The following is a 15,768-nucleotide window of genomic DNA, read 5'->3' on the forward strand; positions in this document are numbered from 1 at the left end:
ATACTAACAAAGGGTACGTTCTCAGGCGATATAGCTTGAGTCCGCATTCTCACGTTTGTCATTGACAGTTTTTCTCTTTGATTCACATCGTTCCAAAACACCTGGATTGAAAATTTTTATGTCAATATGCACTCCAAGATCATCCTTCAAAGACTTTCTAAGTCTTTCTGAAATATCGTATATCTGTGATCTTTCAAAATTGTATTTCCCACGTGACAATTCCACATTAAGTATGACATGATCTGAAAACCCGTGCTTCTCGATTTCCAATAAGTAATATGGCGATAGTTCTGGAAAATCACACAATACCGTCTCCACTTGACTTGGAAACATATTAACCCCTTTGACAATCAACATGTCATCAGATCGAGAAGCTATACGTTCCACCCATACACCACTAAGACCTTTTCTCTTTACAATACGAGTAATATCACCAGTTCTATATCTTATAAGTGGAAGCGCTTCTTTCAAAAAGCTCGTTATAACTAACTCCCCATAACATCCGTCAGGTACCAATTCACCTTCTTCGTTCACAATTTCCACATAAAAATGATCGCTCCACAATATAATACTGTCACTATCATTCGGGTCTTCAACCCCAACTCCTGGTCCCATTATTTCTGACAAACCATATATATTCACAGCTTTTATGCCAAGTGCCTTTTCTATTTGCTGCTTCATATTGACTGGCCATGGCTCAGCCCCCATAAAACCTAGCCTCAAGGGACTACGGGAAATGTCAAAATTTAATTTTTCTGATTGTTCAGAAAGATGCATTGCAAATGAAGGAGTACTCAAAAGCACAGTGGCTTTAAGATCACGCAATAGATCAATCTGTTTTCTTGTATTCCCAGATGAAGCAGGTACCAATGTTGCGCCACTAGCTTCAACTCCAAGCTGAAGACCTAGGCCACCGGTAAACATCCCGTATCCAAACGAATTATGTACAATGTCATCTTTTGATAACCCGTGCATCATTAGGCAACGAAGAACAAGTGTTTCCCAGTTCCTAATGTCATTCTTGGTATACCCAACAATCTTTGGTCTGTTCTTTGTACCACTTGAAGAATGAAGTCTTACAACTTCAGAAAGCGGTACGGCGAATAACCCATAAGGGTAATTTTCTTGAAAATCTTTTTTTGTAGTAAATGGAAGAGAATTTATATCACGCAAAGAATTAACATCATGATTAGAGACGCCGAAGTCCAAAAGCTTTGATTGATAGTCTGAACCACCAACACGAATCCTCTTCAGCGCATTCGCAATGCAGTTCACATAATACTCCTCTAGATCTTGGCATAAATTTTCTTTCCCATCGATAACTGAATTATCAAACATTACCGACACTCCCCAAGGTCAGAACAATGATACTTGAAATAGAAAACACAATACCTAACACTTTAATACTGCTAACTCTTTCCTTAAGATGTACCACACCAAGAACCACAGGAACTAGAGGGTACATTGAAACAATCAGAACACTAATTATAAGCAACTGGCCTTCTTTGGCTATCGTGTAGAGAACAAGACCAAGAGCACTTATTGAACCTGCAAACATAGCAATTCTTGCCTGTCTCCTAGTAGCCTCAAAAATACTAGGATTTGCATAAGGGAAAATTACTATAGAGGCAACAAACATACTAACTGCCACAGCGGCCAAGGCTCCTGAAGGAGAGACTTCCCCTAATGTTACTAGTTGACATGCAAACCCAAATCCAGAGAAAACAGCTTGGCCTACTCCACTTCTTTTTTCCTCATTTTCATGGCCATGTTTAGCATGCTCAGTACTCCAAGTCATAAGCATAATTGCCGGGATTGAAAAAACAAGCCCTAGACTACTTAACAGACCAATACGCTCGCCGAGAAACAGGATGGATATAATTAGAGAGAAAACCACCATCGAAACGCCACTAAGCGGCACAACTACACTAACAGCACCAGTACTCATGCCTCGATATAGAAAAATCGCGCCCAATGCTGAAGCAATACCTGATAGAGCCCCCCAATAAAGAGAGTTTAAGGTAAAATCCGAATAGGCAAGCGCTGCTATTAATGCTATTAAAAAACCACCTATGTGCGTAAAGAAGCTTATCTTCTTCACATCATAATGCCTAGACAACATACCATTTATAAAATGGGTAATTCCTAGACATATCATCGCTATAAGTGAAATAAAAATAGACAACTCGCCTACTCCACCAAGTCATTTATTGCAGGGTACCCCCCTGTATCATCATGTACCTCATCGCCTCTTGTCGGTGGTGTGAAAACACAGATACCCCGAAGATCTGTAATAGCATGCAACTCATGCTCATCCCCGATACTCAAGTAATAGCACACCCCCGGAGATAGCTCGTGCCTAACCCCACTAAAACAGTCATAAACATACCCAGTGCCAGAAACCATATAAACAAACTCTTCTTGATGCTTATAACAAATATTTAAAGTTTCACCAGAGCGTATGACCGTATCATGTACCGAGTATTGAGCCCCGTCATCACTAACAAGAAGCCTATAACTATCAAAATTATGATTATCTACATGCTGAAAGGAATTCCTTAGCTCACTCTTGCTCCACACCTTCATTCACCAACTCCTTTTTCCTCTCAAGTCGTATCAAAGTTTCTTTATGATGACTGCTAATAAAATCGCTCTCTAAAAATAAATCTTTTTGAGACACATTAGTCTCATACTGTTTGGCAAGTGACGTCAGCGTGTTGTATGCTGCGTCATTACAAACATCAATCGTAGCTTCAAATGCACTAACATCTTCGCCTACACTATCGATCAATTTTTTGACTAACGAAAAGCCTAATCCAGAACTTCTTACACTAGGATCAACAGCTATCTGCCACAAAAACAGCGTTCTATTATCATCAGGCCTGATATATGCAAGAATATAACCAAGCAATCTATCCCCAGACTTGGCCACCAGAGATGTCTTCCTGAAATCTCGTGCCCAAACAAGATAAAAATACTCAGGATATAAATCCAAATTGTCATTGCAAGCTGCCAGTCGAAACAAGCTTTTTGCATCAACTACCGACGGATGCTCAAATCTAATTTCACTTTGGATCATTACAATACCTGTACGAGATTCATTTGATTCAGGATACTGCAAAGATTAGGATATATGAAATCAATTCATGTCATCTTTAATATGAGGTGATTCGATGAGCAACAAACATGAAATAACACTGACTCAGCTTCGTGCCTTCAAGAGTGTAGCGGACTCACAATCTTACACTAAAGCTGCTTCATGTACTGGTGTAAGCCAATCCGGTATCAGCCATTCCTTAACAAGACTTGAGGATTTCTTTGAAACTCCACTTTTTTCCTACAACGGTAGAAACATTTCTGGCCTTACTCCCGTGGGGAGTAAACTATACACTTTCACTACAAACATCATAACAGAACTAAATAATATTAACTCCCTCGCAGACTTTTCAAGAAGCACACCCAAGGAACGACTTAACATCGCTTCGATCAATAGCGTTGCCACATCATATCTAAACAACATACAGAACAACAAAATTGAAAGCTGCATTAGGAACGTACTCACGGGGTTTGAGCATGAAGTGGAAAGATGGGTCATGGATGGAATAGCTGACATCGGATTTACAACGGATATCTCAAACACTATCTCACAAAAGTGGAAAGGAAAATTTCATTGGAAGGTTGCATTTCAAGACGAGCTGGTTGTAATTGTTCCCAAGGCACACCCTCTAGCCAACAACCTTGAAGTTTCTCTTGATCAAGCTAGTGACTTCCCACTAATTATTTCTTCAGGTGGGTGCGAGGATTTAGTATATAATTTTTTTGAAGAATCAGGAATTTCACGCAGTGAACTTGTGATACGACTATGGGTTAATAACTTTAGCACTTTGATCCAAATGGCTAGAAATGACGTTGGCGTTTCTATTGTTCCTAGACTTGCCCTTCGCAAGGAAGACACTAGAGGCATTGAGACACTAAGCTTAAATCCTATTTTATACAGATCCATCTTAGTTTTCGGACTGACGGATAATATGAGTCGCCCTGAGATAAAGTACTTCTTCGAAAACTTCAAGAACGAAAAAAACAATTTTAATTATTAATAGCGGAAGACAAAAACAATCTATTTAAAACACCTAAATTGATGATACTCTTGAAACTCTCATCTGCGGAAGAGTACGCAAAAAAACCTCTCCAAGTGGAAATAATCCATATATTAACATCGAGAAATCTGTAACAAATAGAGCAGGAGATTAAAGTGCGTTGCGAATTGAGTAGCTGTCAAGAACTTATCGCTACACTCGTCAATAGTCTCAACCCTAGCAAGTGGGGTATACCCTAAGCACAACAATAAAAAACCCCTCTGAGGGGACTGAGGTTCAAGCAACCAGTTGTCTGGCCAGTTCCATCTCGACCGACTCGCCATTGCTATTGAGTGCAGCCAGGCCCGACTCGGGCATGTCCCGGAGGTGCATTGCGCCACGGCGATCTTTCTCGCCAGCAGCCGCAGACATGTGAGCGGACTCATGCCGAACATGGATGACGAGATCCTTTACCGATCGAGCATGCTCAATGACTTTGGCTGCATTCGTTGCTGCTGTTTCAATACTCTCCAGCGGCAGCTTGCCACCGGGGAAATATTCATTCTGGATATCTACAACAATGATGGCGCGGTTACTCATGTGACCAACCCTCTTTCAGTGGTATTTACCAGGTGTCCTGGCGCCATCCCCCCAGTGTCAACCTGTTCATGCTCTGGCAAGGACTGCGCTGGGTAGACCAGCTCCCTTCAACACGCGGGTCGCGAGCAACGGGCCGCCATGAAGGTGGCGGCCCATGGGATCAAAAAGAGATGACCTCGCCGTCGGCGGGAATCAAGACGTGATCCTGGATGCCTTCTGCCTGCACATAATCGGCCAATTCGTCCCGGCTCAGCGTCATATGGTTCACCGCGTCCATATGCACCGCGATAATGGTGGCATTTGGAACCGCCTGATGGGTACGCAGCGTATCTTCCTTGCCCATGATGATGGGGTCGCCTTCGAAGCCGGTCACCTCGGCGGCGCCGGTATTCAGCACGATCACCTCAGGGTTGTAGCGCTCCAGTGCCTGCTCGACCTCATCGCGCCAGACGCTATCACCAACCACATAGGTGGTCTTCTGTCCCGGCGCCTCGAAGACCACGCCCATGACATCGCCTAATGATTGTGCCAGCTCGGGGACGGCATAGAGCGTATCAGAGCCGTGCTGGCCACCTGTCTTGTGGAGCTGCACCCCGCCGAACTCGGCATCACCATCGAGAATGCGCACATCACTGAAGCCCTGGGAGCGAATCAGCTCAGCATCGGCGGCATTCTGGGTGAACAGGGGAATATCCTTCGGTAGCAACTCCTGAGCGGCAGCGTCCCAGTGGTCGAGATGAGTGTGGGTAACGATCACGGCGTCCGTGTCGGCGATCACATCCTCTGCCGGCATTGGCAGCCCAACCAACGGATTGCGCAATTCGCTGCGATAGGTGTTTTCGAAGCCCGGATAGGCGCCCTGCTCAGCCAGCATTGGGTCGATCAGGAAAGTGGTATCGCCATAGGTGATCTTCAGCGTGGCATTGCGGATCTGCTGCACCTGCGGCGTTGTCTCCTGAGAAGTCGAGTCCGCGGATGCACTGCCGGCGATGAGGGCCGTGGTCAGGGTCAAGGAACTTGCGAATGTCTTGATCAGCATATGGATGCTCCTCCATTACATTGCTGGGGTAATGGCAAGCAGTCTAGAGTGACCCGACTGAGCAAAAAATTGGCCTGCAAGGCAATATTCGAAACTTTCGGGCCACAATGCCATAATCGACAAGAATGAATGTCAGGAGTCGAACCTTGTCACTGCCCCGCGTCGGGCTGATCCTTCACCCGAATATCAGTCCTTTTCATTTCTCGGTGCCCTACACGGTGTTCGGTATGGCCTTGCCCGACCGCCTACTGTTCGATCTATTCATCGTGGCACCAGAGGGAACGCCGCTGCAGGCCGAGCGAGTAATGACACTGCAGCCCGACGGCGGCCTGGAACTGCTGGACAGGGTAGATATCGCAGTGGTACCTGGCTGGCATGACCTGAATGAAGCGCCAGCGCCAGAGTTGGCCGAGGCGCTCACCCGTTGTCATGAGCGAGGCGCCCATGTGGTAGGACTCTGTTACGGCACCTATGCCCTCGCTTATGCCGGGCTGCTGGACGGTAGACGGGCATCGACTCACTGGATGGCCGAGCAGGACTTCAGTGATCGCTTTCCCAGAGTCAAGCTGGACACCAATGCGCTCTATGTGGAGGAAGATCGTCTGGTGACATCTGCCGGTACCGCAGCCGGCCTGGATTGTTGCTTGTTCCTGGTACGCGAATATTACGGCGCGCAGATTGCCAACAAGGTGGCCCGTGTCATGGTAGTCCCACCACATCGGGAGGGAGGACAGGCGCAGTTCATAGAGCAGCCGGTTGCCACCTCTACCCAGGACGCCCATATCAACCACCTGCTCGACTATCTGCGGGAACACCTGGCGGAATCACACACCATTGACGAACTCGCTGACCATACGGCCATGAGCCGGCGTACCTTCACGCGCCATTTCCACAAGGCCACCGGCATGACGGTAGTGGAATGGCTAGTGAGCGAGCGGTTACGGCGTGGCCGCGAGCTATTGGAAAACACATCATTGTCGGTAGAAGCCATTGCGGAAAGGGCCGGTTTTCGCACAGCAACATCTTTTCGGCAACATTTCAGACAGCGCCATCAGGTCAGTCCCCGCGACTGGCGCAAGACATTCGGCGAGCCAAAAGACTGACCATTATCGGGCCCACGCCTTGATGAGTTGATCATCTTCCCGTGCCTGTTGATTGAGATTTCGCCCGATATTGGTGATCAGCCGCGACAGCTTTAATCCGATCAGCACAAGAAGGAGCCTTGCGCCCCGAAGGTTTGCGGGGCTCAACACGATGTATCAGCGTCGCCGATCGATAGGTAGATTGACCAACGGCTCGTCGGGCACACCGATGCCGTGATCTTCGATATCGGCATATATGAAGCTAATACTCCTGTTTACCTGTAGCAGTCTCGTCTTGTCGGATACCGTATACAACTATGAAGCTCTACCTCGTCACTACAAATCATGAGTTAGCATCAGCAGCCTCGTACACAGCTCCAATCAAGGCTCGCCCCACTCCCTCAGAAAACCTTGTTATTCCGTACGCCTCCACATACTGGACAAGGAAACTGCCAGTACCGACATCAGCACAAGTGCCAGCGCTGGCAACAGTACTGCCCACGGTGCACGCTCCAGATAAGGCATGCTCTCCGAGAGCAAAAGCCCCCACTCTGGCGCAGGAGGGCGAGGCCCCAACCCGAGAAAACCCAGTGACGCTAATGCCAGAGCCGTTCCCGGCAGCCTCAGCATTGCGTGCCGAAATACCGGCCCGATGACGGAAGGTATGAGATACCGGATCAATAGGCGAAAGCTGCCCACCCCCAGAATTGGCGTAATCCTAATATGTGCTTGCCCCATCACTTCGGTTACCAGCGCCGCCGTGTGGGCAGCCAACGGCGCCCAGGTCACAGCAGTCACCGCAATGACCGCCCCGCTTGCACTAGGCCCCATGACCCCGGCGACGATCAATCCGGCAATCACAGGAGGTGTAGCATTGGTAATCTCTATGGGTCCTGCCGCCAACCGCGGCATGAGCCCAATCAGGACACCGATCACGAAGGTAATGAAAACCGTGACCAGCGCCATACCCATAGTGGAAAGTGCACCATGGCTAACACGTGCCAGAATATCGCGACCGGTACCGTCGGCACCTAATGGTAGAGCCAAACTCGGAGGCTGCAACCGCAGATAGGCGGAAGCCATAGGGTCACGCCCCAGGCCTGCAAGGATGATCACAGCGAGTATCACCACCGCCCCTACCGGGACAACCCAGCGTCCTCGCCCTGCATGACGAGCATGGGCAGCTACAGGAATGGCACCGGTACGGAGTGCAGGCCCCAGCAGTGCAGAACGACCGAGATTGATGGCGGCTCCCAGCACAACAGCAATGAGGAGCAAGATCAGAATGCCTGCCTGAAGCGCCGGCAAGTCCTGAGCCGAGGCAGCACCTAATGTCGCGCGCCCGAGCCCGGGGATAGAAAACACCTGCTCTACAGCGATGGCACCTCCGGTTAACCCTATGACGACCAGCCCAACCTGAGGCATCAAGCTTGGCAAGGTACGCTGCAAGACCGCCAATACGATGCGACGCCGTTCAAAGCCTGCCACATGCCAGGTCGCAAGCCAGCGTTCGGAGAATGCTACCGTCAATGCATCACTGAACAGCCGCCCTATCAGTCCTCCTCCCGGCAGTCCCAGCGCCAACGCTGGCAATACAAGATGGCGAGGTTCTCCCCAGCCATAAGGCGGAAACCACTTCAACCAGGCTGCAAAGACCACCAATAGAAGCGATGCCAGCAGAAATTCAGGCAAAGCCGTAAGCGTAGCGCCAACGGCACCCGATGTTGATGTTGGATTACCAGCAAGTCCACGCCGCATGGTCGGCAGGCAAATCAACACGGCAGTCACTACTGCCACCAGCAGTGCAGCTAACATCAACGTCAGCGAGACCTGGGTCGCCTGTAGCATCCCTGGTAGCACTGGGGCGCCGGAAATCCATGAGTTACCTGCATCCCCATGGAGGAGCCCCGTTACCCAAGTCGACAGTTTCTCCACTGGCCCGAGATCAAGCCCCAACTGCATGCGAATAGCATCCAAGGCTTCCTGAGTCGGATTCTGCTCTCCGGCCCGGGCACGCAAAATGCTGAGCGCAGGGTCCCGACCAGACAACCATGGCAACAGCCCCACCAGTAACACAACGCCTGACAACGTGATGAGTCGTGATAGGAACGGAATGAGCCAGCGCCCATGCATACGGCGACGATGCGCCCCAGCCGAAAGGTTAAAGTCTGTCATGCTGCTGCTTTCACTCGTCACTCTCACCCGCGAGTCGTGTATGTTCGGTGACCAGTCTACGCTCCCGCGGATCTCGCTCTGCCGCTACCACATGAGGTGACTCCCCCTGAATGACACGCTCATGAAGCATTGGTACTGCAGCATCGGTTGCCAGAATCGTGGCCTCGGCATCAATAATGGCCTGGCGGCGCTCTGGCCCCTGGGGCAGGTCAGCCGCTCTCTTCAGCGCCGCGTCAATGTCGGGGTCACAAAGCTGGGCGATGTTGAAGGAGCCTTCACAGGCGAAATCGCTGTACAGGTAGGCCACTGGATCACCAGAGTCGAGCATGGTCGCTCGCGATAATATGAAAGCGTCGAACTCACCTGACAGCATGTCCGCTTCAATATGGGCATACTGGCGGACTTCCTGCTGAACAGTGAACCCTGCTGTCGTCAACTGCTGCTCAAGCAGTACCGCGACTTCCGGCAGTTCTGCCCGATCAGTGAAGGTGGCAAGCGTGATCTTGGCACCTTCTGGGTCCGCTGCGGGTGTTCTGCCCTCAATGGGCGAACGCAATTCATCGGCCCACGGTAGTGCAGGCCCCAGGAGTCCCTTGGCAACATCAGCCCGCCCCTCGTATACCGTCCTGACGATGGCGTCACGATCAATTGCCTGGCGGGCTGCCGCCCGCAGGCCAGGATTCTGAAAAGGGCCTGTTTCAGTGTTGAGGTAGAGCGTGTTAGTCCGCGGCATCGGCACTTCATGAACCAGCTCGGGGTCAATCAGCGCCACTTGAGAAACCGGCACGGCCTCGACGACATCTGCGGTACCAGTGCGCAAAGCCGCGCCTCGCGCCGTACCATCGGGCACGTAGTCTGCATCAATGCCTGCCAGCTCAGCCTTTTCCCCCCAGTACCCCTCGTAGCGATCAAGCCTGGCACTTTGGGTACCGTTGATCTCCTTGAGCACGAATGGGCCGGTACCGGCTTCGATGGGATTGACACGTCCATCCTCGCCATAGGCACTTGCCGCTAGAATCGCCAGCTGCGGACTGGAGAGACGATTGGGTACCAAGGGATCAGCCTCTGCGGTGCGCACGATGACAGCGTGATCATCTTCGGCCTCGATCGTCATCGAGACGCCATCCAGGATACGCGGCTTGGGCGAAGCCTTCGTGGCCGCAGATAATGCCTTGACCACCTGCTCTGCCGTCAGGTGGCTACCATCATGAAAGGTAACACCCTCACGAATCTCGAAGCGCCAGGTTCTAGGGTCCAGTTGCTCCCACTCTGTCGCCAGGAACGGCTGCGGATCACCATCATCATTGAGGCGTACCAACGTCTCCGCCGTACTCCAGCGCGAGAGCTTGAAGGCATCGTCAGTCAGCGGGTTCAAACCAGAACGGGGTGGCTGCAGCATGGCAACTCGAATGCGCTGCTCTCCACTGGCAGCAGTATCAGCCCCCTTGGGGTCTTCTTGCTGACAGCCCGCGAGCATGGCCAATGAAAGTGCAGCGATAGAGAAAGATAATGGGGCACGTGACGTCAAGATACGGACTCCTGGAAGCAGGTCGAGGCCGAAGTAGTGGAAAAGAGTGGAAAGCGAAGCAGGACGAACAGCGCAATGGCACTGATCGCCGGGAAGGCAGCCGACACCAGCCAAGGAGCAGTGGCCGCATATGAAGGAAAAAGTGCATCATCCAGCAGGTCAACGACGAGAACGTTACCCACGAGGACTACCACGCCACCGACTGCCGCACCCGCCAAAACAAGATTGTCACGCAGATGCGTCGCCAGAAATGGCAACACCATATAAAAGCCGACATTGAAGATAAGCTGGCTTATCCGCAGAACCGGATGCGTCATGGGCTCACCCTATCTCGTGTTGAACCGCGAATCGACAGGGTCATGGCCGCTTGAAGCAGAGCCTCGGTTCGCGCATGCACGGGGGCACGGAACAGCTCTAGCGTAGGACGGTCTTCAATAATGGCGCCGTTATCCAGAATGATGGTTCGCTGGCAAAGTCGGGAGATCACCGAAAGGTCGTGAGAGATGATGAGCAGTCCGATACCGGCAGACTGATTCAACGACTCCAGCACTCGGGTCACGCGGGTCTGGGCCGGGAGGTCGAGACCACTCAAGGGCTCATCGGCCAGTAACAGTTTCGGGCGTACAGCGATCGCGCGCGCGATCGCAACACGCTGAGCTTGCCCTCCAGAGAGTTGTCCAGGGCGGCGTGTCAAAAGCCGGCTCTCCAGCCCAACTTGCTCTAGAGACTCCTCCACGCGCCGATCGTGATTGCAGTCGACACGCAGCCTCGCGAGTGGCTCTCTGACAAGATCACGGACACTCATCCGCGGATCCAATGAAGATGCAGGGTCCTGGGGAACATACTGAACTGTTCGCCGATACCAGCGCAGCGAACTCACCGATGCGGGGGCAATGGGCTTGCCGAGACACGAGATGCCCCCTGCGTCGGCACTCTCCAATGCGAGAATCAGATTCAGCAGTGTTGTCTTGCCCGCTCCGGATACGCCAGCCAGTCCGATGCATTCACCAGGAAACAGCTGGAAACTCACGTTCTTCAATATCTGCCGTCTGGTGCCCCTTCTCCAGAAACCGGCGATTCCTGCAAACTTGTTGAGCCCTGTGACGCTAAGCAGAGAACCGTCTTCGTTGAACCGGTCTATGCTCTGCATGGCCACCTCACCTCAGCACTTGCATCGACAACTGATCGATCGTCTACCTCTGCTCGATGAGGAAATGCCCTGTCTCCGATGGCTGCTACCAGTTCCTGCGAAAAACGGTGTTGTGGATTGGACATGACCGTGTCTAGCGCAGCGCTTTCCACCAGCCGTCCTTCGTCAATGATCACCACACGCTCACACAACTGTGCCGCAGCAGTCATATCATGTGAGATAAACAAGAGTGCGGGCGTATCCGCTGTACCGGTGCACTCCTTGAGCAAGTGAAGTACCTCCATCTGCGTGAGAACGTCGAGAGCGGTAGTGGGCTCGTCAGCCACGATAAGTGACGGCTTGCAGGCCAGAGCCAGCGCCAAGCAGATACGCTGGCGCTGACCGCCGGACAGTTCAGCAGAAGAGCGACAAACAACCTTATCCGGCTCTGCGATCATCAACCTTGCCAGCAGATCAATGGCTGCTTGATGCGCGTCTCGTTTGGACAATCCATGGAAGCGCATGAACGGCTCGCGCAGCTGCATGCCAACGGTGACCAAAGGATTCAGAGCGGCATGAGTATCCTGAAAGACCATACCAGCACGAGCTGCAACAGGACGCTGAGCCGCCTTGATATGACTGACATCCATACCATTGATGCGAATCTCACCCTTCAAGCTGACGGATGGCGGCGAGATTCCCAGAATAGCGCTCGCAGTCATCGACTTTCCCGACCCGGACGGTCCAAGCAGGCACACCCGCTCTCCGGCATTGAGCTGAAATGAAAGATCATCGACGATGAGCTGCCTGCCCACATGAAGTCGTAGATGACTCACCGTCAATACAGAGTGGCCCGGTGACCTCATGTGGCGTGCCTCAAAAGCTTGATATAGTGGAATCTTTTTATGTTATATCATAACACTAATGAGTGTGACCACCTCCCCAATGCCAATATCCGGCTTGCTATTGGACAAGATGGCGTCATGACATCAGCAAAACGACGGATCAAATAAAAACGGCCAATGGAGGCGCTGAGCAATAGCGGCTGCAGTTGATTCCGAAGTCGTTGATTCCGATAGTCGTTGCTTCCGCTAGTCGCTGGAAACGACGACATCGAAACTGAGAATACTGATAAGAAAATCAAGAAGATACACGCAGTTGCCTGCATATCATTCTCAGGAAAGGATCAGCAACGAGATAGATGAACGACAGGAAAGAAAGCAGATGCACTGGCTCCCCGAGTAGGACTCGAACCTACGACCCAATGATTAACAGTCATTTGCTCTACCAACTGAGCTATCGGGGAACGACGATGTGCAAACAAGGGCGACAATATCAGGTAGAGGGATGGCTCCTCGAGCAGGACTCGAACCTGCGACCCAATGATTAACAGTCATTTGCTCTACCAACTGAGCTATCGAGGAATGACCCTGAATTGTCGGTGCTACTTCGTGATTGCCTGAAAAGGACATCATCACAAAGCTTTTTTGGCGCTGGCTCCCCGAGTAGGACTCGAACCTACGACCCAATGATTAACAGTCATTTGCTCTACCAACTGAGCTATCGGGGAATCGCCTCAAGCACGGGGCGTAGTATACGGATTGCTTTCGATACGTCAAGCCCATCAATGACTTTCATGCACTTGCCAGCCCGGCTGGCCAGCCACATTTCATGCAATCCATCGGCGCAAAACATCGGAAAACGAAAGCGCCCACCGATTCCAGGAACCGGTGGGCGCTTTCTGTATTTTGGTGGCTACACCCTGACTCGAACAGGGGACCCCATCATTATGAGTGATGTGCTCTAACCAACTGAGCTATGTAGCCTTTTTGATCTTTCTGTTGTCTATCGGCGAACCACCGCCGCATCGACGGGGCTGAATTATGCACATCGAGCGAGTCATTGGCAAGCCCCATGGCGACAATGTTTTTTAATTGAACGGGCAATCAACAAAAGGCATACTGCTTCTACGTCCATACTTCCCAAAGGATGGGAACAGCCACCAAGGACATGTTCCGTCATGGACAGTGAAGGAGTATGCAATGCCAAAAGTGGGAATGGAGCCGATCCGTCGCCAGCAACTGATCCAGGCCACCATGACAGCTATCAGTGATGTCGGTCTGGCCGATGCAACTGTCGTGCGCATCGCCCGCCACGCGGGTGTATCCGCAGGCATCATCAGTCACTACTTTGGCGGCAAGGATGGTTTGCTCGAAGCCACCATGCGCCAGATCCTCAAGGATCTTAACAAGGCAGTGGCGGCACGCCGCAAGGCACTGGACGATGACAGTCCACGCGCTCACCTGCTCGCCATCGTCGACGGTAACTTCGACTCTTCGCAGACCAATGAGCGAGCCGCCGTCACGTGGCTGGCCTTCTGGGCCAATTCCGTACACAAGCCAGACCTGCAACGCCTGCAGAGAGCCAATGACCGCCGCCTGTACGCCAACCTGTGCCATCAGTACCGGCGCTTGATGCCCCGTCAGGAGGCGCAGGACGCCGCTCGAGGAACTGCCGCCATGATCGATGGCTTATGGTTGCGCGGCGCACTGAGCCCAGAGGGCCTGGACCCGCTGGAAGCTCGCCAGTTGGCTCGGGAGTATGTTGACCGTCTTGTCGAACACCACACTGGTCACGACAAAAACTAATCTTTTCAAGAGGGTGCCATGCCATTACTCGACATCCAGACACTGTACATTGACGGACGCCGCCAACAAGCGACTTCCGGCGAATCCTTCTCGGTCATCAATCCCTATGATGGCAGTCATCTGGCCGATGTTCAGGTTGCCAGTCAAGCCGACCTGAATGCTGCCGTGGCTTCAAGCCAGCGCGGCCAGAAAGTCTGGGCAGCCATGTCAGGCATGGAACGAGGCCGCGTCATGCAGCGTGCCGTCGCCATTCTGCGTGAACGCAATGATGACATCGCCAGGCTCGAAACCCTCAATACCGGCAAGCCATATAGCGAAACGTCCAGCGTCGATATCGTTACCGGTGCAGATGTCATCGAATATTACGCTGGTCTTGCAGCGGCCATCGAAGGCAGCCAGATCCCCCTGCGCGAAGACAGCTTTGTCTATACCCGCCGCGAGCCCCTGGGCGTGATCGGTTCCATCGGTGCCTGGAACTATCCCATCCAGATCGCTTGCTGGAAGGCAGCCCCTGCTCTGGCAGCAGGCAATGCCGTAGTGTTCAAGCCCAGCGAAGTCACGCCCCTGACCACCATGATCCTGGCCGAGATCTTTACCGAAGCCGGCCTGCCTGATGGCGTCTTCAATGTCGTCCATGGTGCCGCAAGCGTCGGCCAGGCCATCACCGCGCATCCGGATATCGCCAAGGTCTCCTTCACCGGAGAAGTCGGCACTGGCAAGAAGGTCATGTCTGCGGCAGCCGCGTCCACTCTCAAGGATGTGACCATGGAGCTGGGCGGCAAGTCTCCCCTGATCGTCTGCCGTGATGCCGATCTGGTGCGAGCCGCCGACGCTGCCATGATGGCCAACTACTACTCCAGTGGCCAAGTCTGCACCAATGGCACTCGTGTGTTCGTCGACAATGCCGTCAAGGCAGAATTCGAAGCACTGATTGCAGAGCGTGTCCTGCGTATCAAGGCTGGGGATCCTCTCGATCCTGAGGTCAACTTCGGCCCTCTGGTCAGCTTCGAGCATCAGCAGAAGGTGCTGTCCTATATCGAACTGGGCAAGCAGGAAGGCGCTCGCCTCCTGGCCGGTGGCGACACCTGGGACCAAGGCGATTGGGCCAAGGGTGCCTGGGCAGCTCCCACCGTATTCAGCGACTGCACCGATGACATGCGTATCGTGCGCGAGGAGATCTTCGGCCCGGTGATGGCGATCCTTGGCTTCGACAGTGAAGAAGAAGTCCTCGAGCGGGCCAATGACACCACCTACGGCCTCGCTGCCGGGGTTTTCACTGAAAGCCTCAACCAGGCCCACCGCATGATCCACCGTCTCGAGGCAGGCATCTGCTGGATCAACACCTGGGGTGAGTCCCCTGCCGAAATGCCGGTAGGTGGCTACAAGCAATCCGGCGTTGGCCGCGAGAACGGCATCGAAACACTGGCTCACTACACCCAGACCAAGTCCATCCAGATCGAGATGGGACCGTTCGCTTCGGTTTTTTAAGCG

15 protein-coding genes and 4 tRNA genes are annotated in these 15,768 nt (G+C 52.3%); 4 read left to right on the plus strand and 15 right to left on the minus strand.

The genetic code is table 11. The annotated features are described in order from the left end of the window. Positions 1-21 precede the first annotated feature (21 nt). Genes E4T21_RS12515 through E4T21_RS12530 form a run of 4 tightly spaced genes read right to left on the minus strand, consistent with a single transcriptional unit; the run spans position 22 to position 3,079 of the window. The gene (locus tag E4T21_RS12515) at positions 22-1,338 is read right to left on the minus strand and encodes a phenylacetate--CoA ligase family protein (RefSeq protein ID WP_149285341.1); all 1,317 of its coding nucleotides are present in this window, start codon (positions 1,336-1,338) and stop codon (positions 22-24) included. Next, positions 1,331-2,185: an EamA family transporter gene (locus E4T21_RS12520; protein ID WP_149285342.1), complete on the minus strand. Its 855-nt coding sequence runs from the start codon at positions 2,183-2,185 to the stop codon at positions 1,331-1,333. Before E4T21_RS12520 ends, E4T21_RS12515 begins: the two co-directional genes overlap by 8 nt. Positions 2,186-2,190: 5 nt before the next feature. Then, entirely contained in the window at positions 2,191-2,586 is a 396-nt protein-coding gene (locus E4T21_RS21675; RefSeq protein WP_149285344.1) for an ectoine synthase, read from the minus strand. Beyond that, entirely contained in the window at positions 2,564-3,079 is a 516-nt protein-coding gene (locus E4T21_RS12530; protein ID WP_149285346.1) for a GNAT family N-acetyltransferase, read from the minus strand. The genes E4T21_RS21675 and E4T21_RS12530 overlap by 23 nt, the downstream gene beginning before the upstream one ends. A gap of 94 nt (positions 3,080-3,173) precedes the next feature. Between E4T21_RS12530 and E4T21_RS12535 the strand changes: the two genes are divergently transcribed. Continuing rightward, positions 3,174-4,097 (plus strand): LysR family transcriptional regulator, encoded by a 924-nt coding sequence (locus E4T21_RS12535; RefSeq protein ID WP_149285348.1) that lies wholly within the window; start codon positions 3,174-3,176, stop codon positions 4,095-4,097. 276 nt (positions 4,098-4,373) lie between these two features. On the opposite strand, the gene E4T21_RS21680 is transcribed toward E4T21_RS12535, so the two are convergent. Further along, positions 4,374-4,676, minus strand: coding sequence for an isochorismatase family protein (locus E4T21_RS21680; protein ID WP_149285350.1), 303 nt, complete (start codon positions 4,674-4,676; stop codon positions 4,374-4,376). Between the two features lie 160 nt (positions 4,677-4,836). Further along, a complete protein-coding gene (locus E4T21_RS12545) occupies positions 4,837-5,715 on the minus strand; it encodes an MBL fold metallo-hydrolase (RefSeq protein ID WP_149285352.1) in 879 nt (292 codons plus the stop codon). A 146-nt stretch (positions 5,716-5,861) separates the two neighbouring features. Here E4T21_RS12545 and E4T21_RS12550 point away from each other — a divergent pair, with 146 nt between their 5' ends. Continuing rightward, positions 5,862-6,818, plus strand: coding sequence for a GlxA family transcriptional regulator (locus tag E4T21_RS12550; RefSeq protein WP_149285353.1), 957 nt, complete (start codon positions 5,862-5,864; stop codon positions 6,816-6,818). Between the two features lie 393 nt (positions 6,819-7,211). Here the strand turns inward: E4T21_RS12550 and E4T21_RS12555 are convergent, their stop codons facing one another. From E4T21_RS12555 to E4T21_RS12595, 9 genes are all read right to left on the minus strand, one after another. Beyond that, positions 7,212-8,972, minus strand: coding sequence for an ABC transporter permease subunit (locus E4T21_RS12555; protein ID WP_149285355.1), 1,761 nt, complete (start codon positions 8,970-8,972; stop codon positions 7,212-7,214). 10 nt (positions 8,973-8,982) lie between these two features. Continuing rightward, positions 8,983-10,500 (minus strand): ABC transporter substrate-binding protein, encoded by a 1,518-nt coding sequence (locus E4T21_RS12560; protein WP_240349127.1) that lies wholly within the window; start codon positions 10,498-10,500, stop codon positions 8,983-8,985. Next, the gene (locus tag E4T21_RS12565) at positions 10,497-10,817 is read right to left on the minus strand and encodes a hypothetical protein (RefSeq protein WP_149285357.1); all 321 of its coding nucleotides are present in this window, start codon (positions 10,815-10,817) and stop codon (positions 10,497-10,499) included. The genes E4T21_RS12560 and E4T21_RS12565 overlap by 4 nt, the downstream gene beginning before the upstream one ends. Continuing rightward, positions 10,814-11,650 carry an ABC transporter ATP-binding protein gene (locus tag E4T21_RS12570; RefSeq protein WP_149285359.1) on the minus strand — a complete coding sequence of 279 codons (837 nt, stop codon included), beginning with the start codon at positions 11,648-11,650 and terminating at the stop codon, positions 10,814-10,816. The genes E4T21_RS12565 and E4T21_RS12570 overlap by 4 nt, the downstream gene beginning before the upstream one ends. After that, the gene (locus E4T21_RS12575; protein WP_187774991.1) at positions 11,638-12,495 is read right to left on the minus strand and encodes an ATP-binding cassette domain-containing protein; all 858 of its coding nucleotides are present in this window, start codon (positions 12,493-12,495) and stop codon (positions 11,638-11,640) included. The genes E4T21_RS12570 and E4T21_RS12575 overlap by 13 nt, the downstream gene beginning before the upstream one ends. A gap of 364 nt (positions 12,496-12,859) precedes the next feature. Then, positions 12,860-12,935 (minus strand) — tRNA-Asn (locus E4T21_RS12580). A gap of 42 nt (positions 12,936-12,977) precedes the next feature. Continuing rightward, positions 12,978-13,053, minus strand: a tRNA-Asn gene (locus E4T21_RS12585). A 70-nt stretch (positions 13,054-13,123) separates the two neighbouring features. Then, positions 13,124-13,199: transfer RNA gene (locus E4T21_RS12590), tRNA-Asn, on the minus strand. A gap of 179 nt (positions 13,200-13,378) precedes the next feature. Then, positions 13,379-13,455, minus strand: a tRNA-Met gene (locus E4T21_RS12595). 216 nt (positions 13,456-13,671) lie between these two features. Between E4T21_RS12595 and betI the strand changes: the two genes are divergently transcribed. Next, positions 13,672-14,277: a transcriptional regulator BetI gene (gene betI / locus E4T21_RS12600; protein ID WP_187774992.1), complete on the plus strand. Its 606-nt coding sequence runs from the start codon at positions 13,672-13,674 to the stop codon at positions 14,275-14,277. An 18-nt stretch (positions 14,278-14,295) separates the two neighbouring features. Further along, positions 14,296-15,765 carry a betaine-aldehyde dehydrogenase gene (gene betB / locus E4T21_RS12605; RefSeq protein ID WP_149285361.1) on the plus strand — a complete coding sequence of 490 codons (1,470 nt, stop codon included), beginning with the start codon at positions 14,296-14,298 and terminating at the stop codon, positions 15,763-15,765. Positions 15,766-15,768 lie beyond the last annotated feature (3 nt).

It is taken from the genome of Halomonas binhaiensis (assembly GCF_008329985.2).
Lineage (GTDB): Bacteria > Pseudomonadota > Gammaproteobacteria > Pseudomonadales > Halomonadaceae > Halomonas > Halomonas binhaiensis.

Coding starts and splice junctions, on each gene's coding strand:
- betB (WP_149285361.1), top strand. CDS start 14,296: ATGCCATTACTCGACATCCAGACACTGTACATTGACGGACGCCGCCAA.
- E4T21_RS12515 (WP_149285341.1), bottom strand. CDS start 1,338: ATGTTTGATAATTCAGTTATCGATGGGAAAGAAAATTTATGCCAAGAT.
- E4T21_RS12575 (WP_187774991.1), bottom strand. CDS start 12,495: ATGAGGTCACCGGGCCACTCTGTATTGACGGTGAGTCATCTACGACTT.
- E4T21_RS12530 (WP_149285346.1), bottom strand. CDS start 3,079: ATGATCCAAAGTGAAATTAGATTTGAGCATCCGTCGGTAGTTGATGCA.
- E4T21_RS12555 (WP_149285355.1), bottom strand. CDS start 8,972: ATGACAGACTTTAACCTTTCGGCTGGGGCGCATCGTCGCCGTATGCAT.
- E4T21_RS12545 (WP_149285352.1), bottom strand. CDS start 5,715: ATGCTGATCAAGACATTCGCAAGTTCCTTGACCCTGACCACGGCCCTC.
- E4T21_RS21675 (WP_149285344.1), bottom strand. CDS start 2,586: ATGAAGGTGTGGAGCAAGAGTGAGCTAAGGAATTCCTTTCAGCATGTA.
- E4T21_RS12535 (WP_149285348.1), top strand. CDS start 3,174: ATGAGCAACAAACATGAAATAACACTGACTCAGCTTCGTGCCTTCAAG.
- E4T21_RS12565 (WP_149285357.1), bottom strand. CDS start 10,817: ATGACGCATCCGGTTCTGCGGATAAGCCAGCTTATCTTCAATGTCGGC.
- E4T21_RS12570 (WP_149285359.1), bottom strand. CDS start 11,650: ATGCAGAGCATAGACCGGTTCAACGAAGACGGTTCTCTGCTTAGCGTC.
- betI (WP_187774992.1), top strand. CDS start 13,672: ATGCCAAAAGTGGGAATGGAGCCGATCCGTCGCCAGCAACTGATCCAG.
- E4T21_RS21680 (WP_149285350.1), bottom strand. CDS start 4,676: ATGAGTAACCGCGCCATCATTGTTGTAGATATCCAGAATGAATATTTC.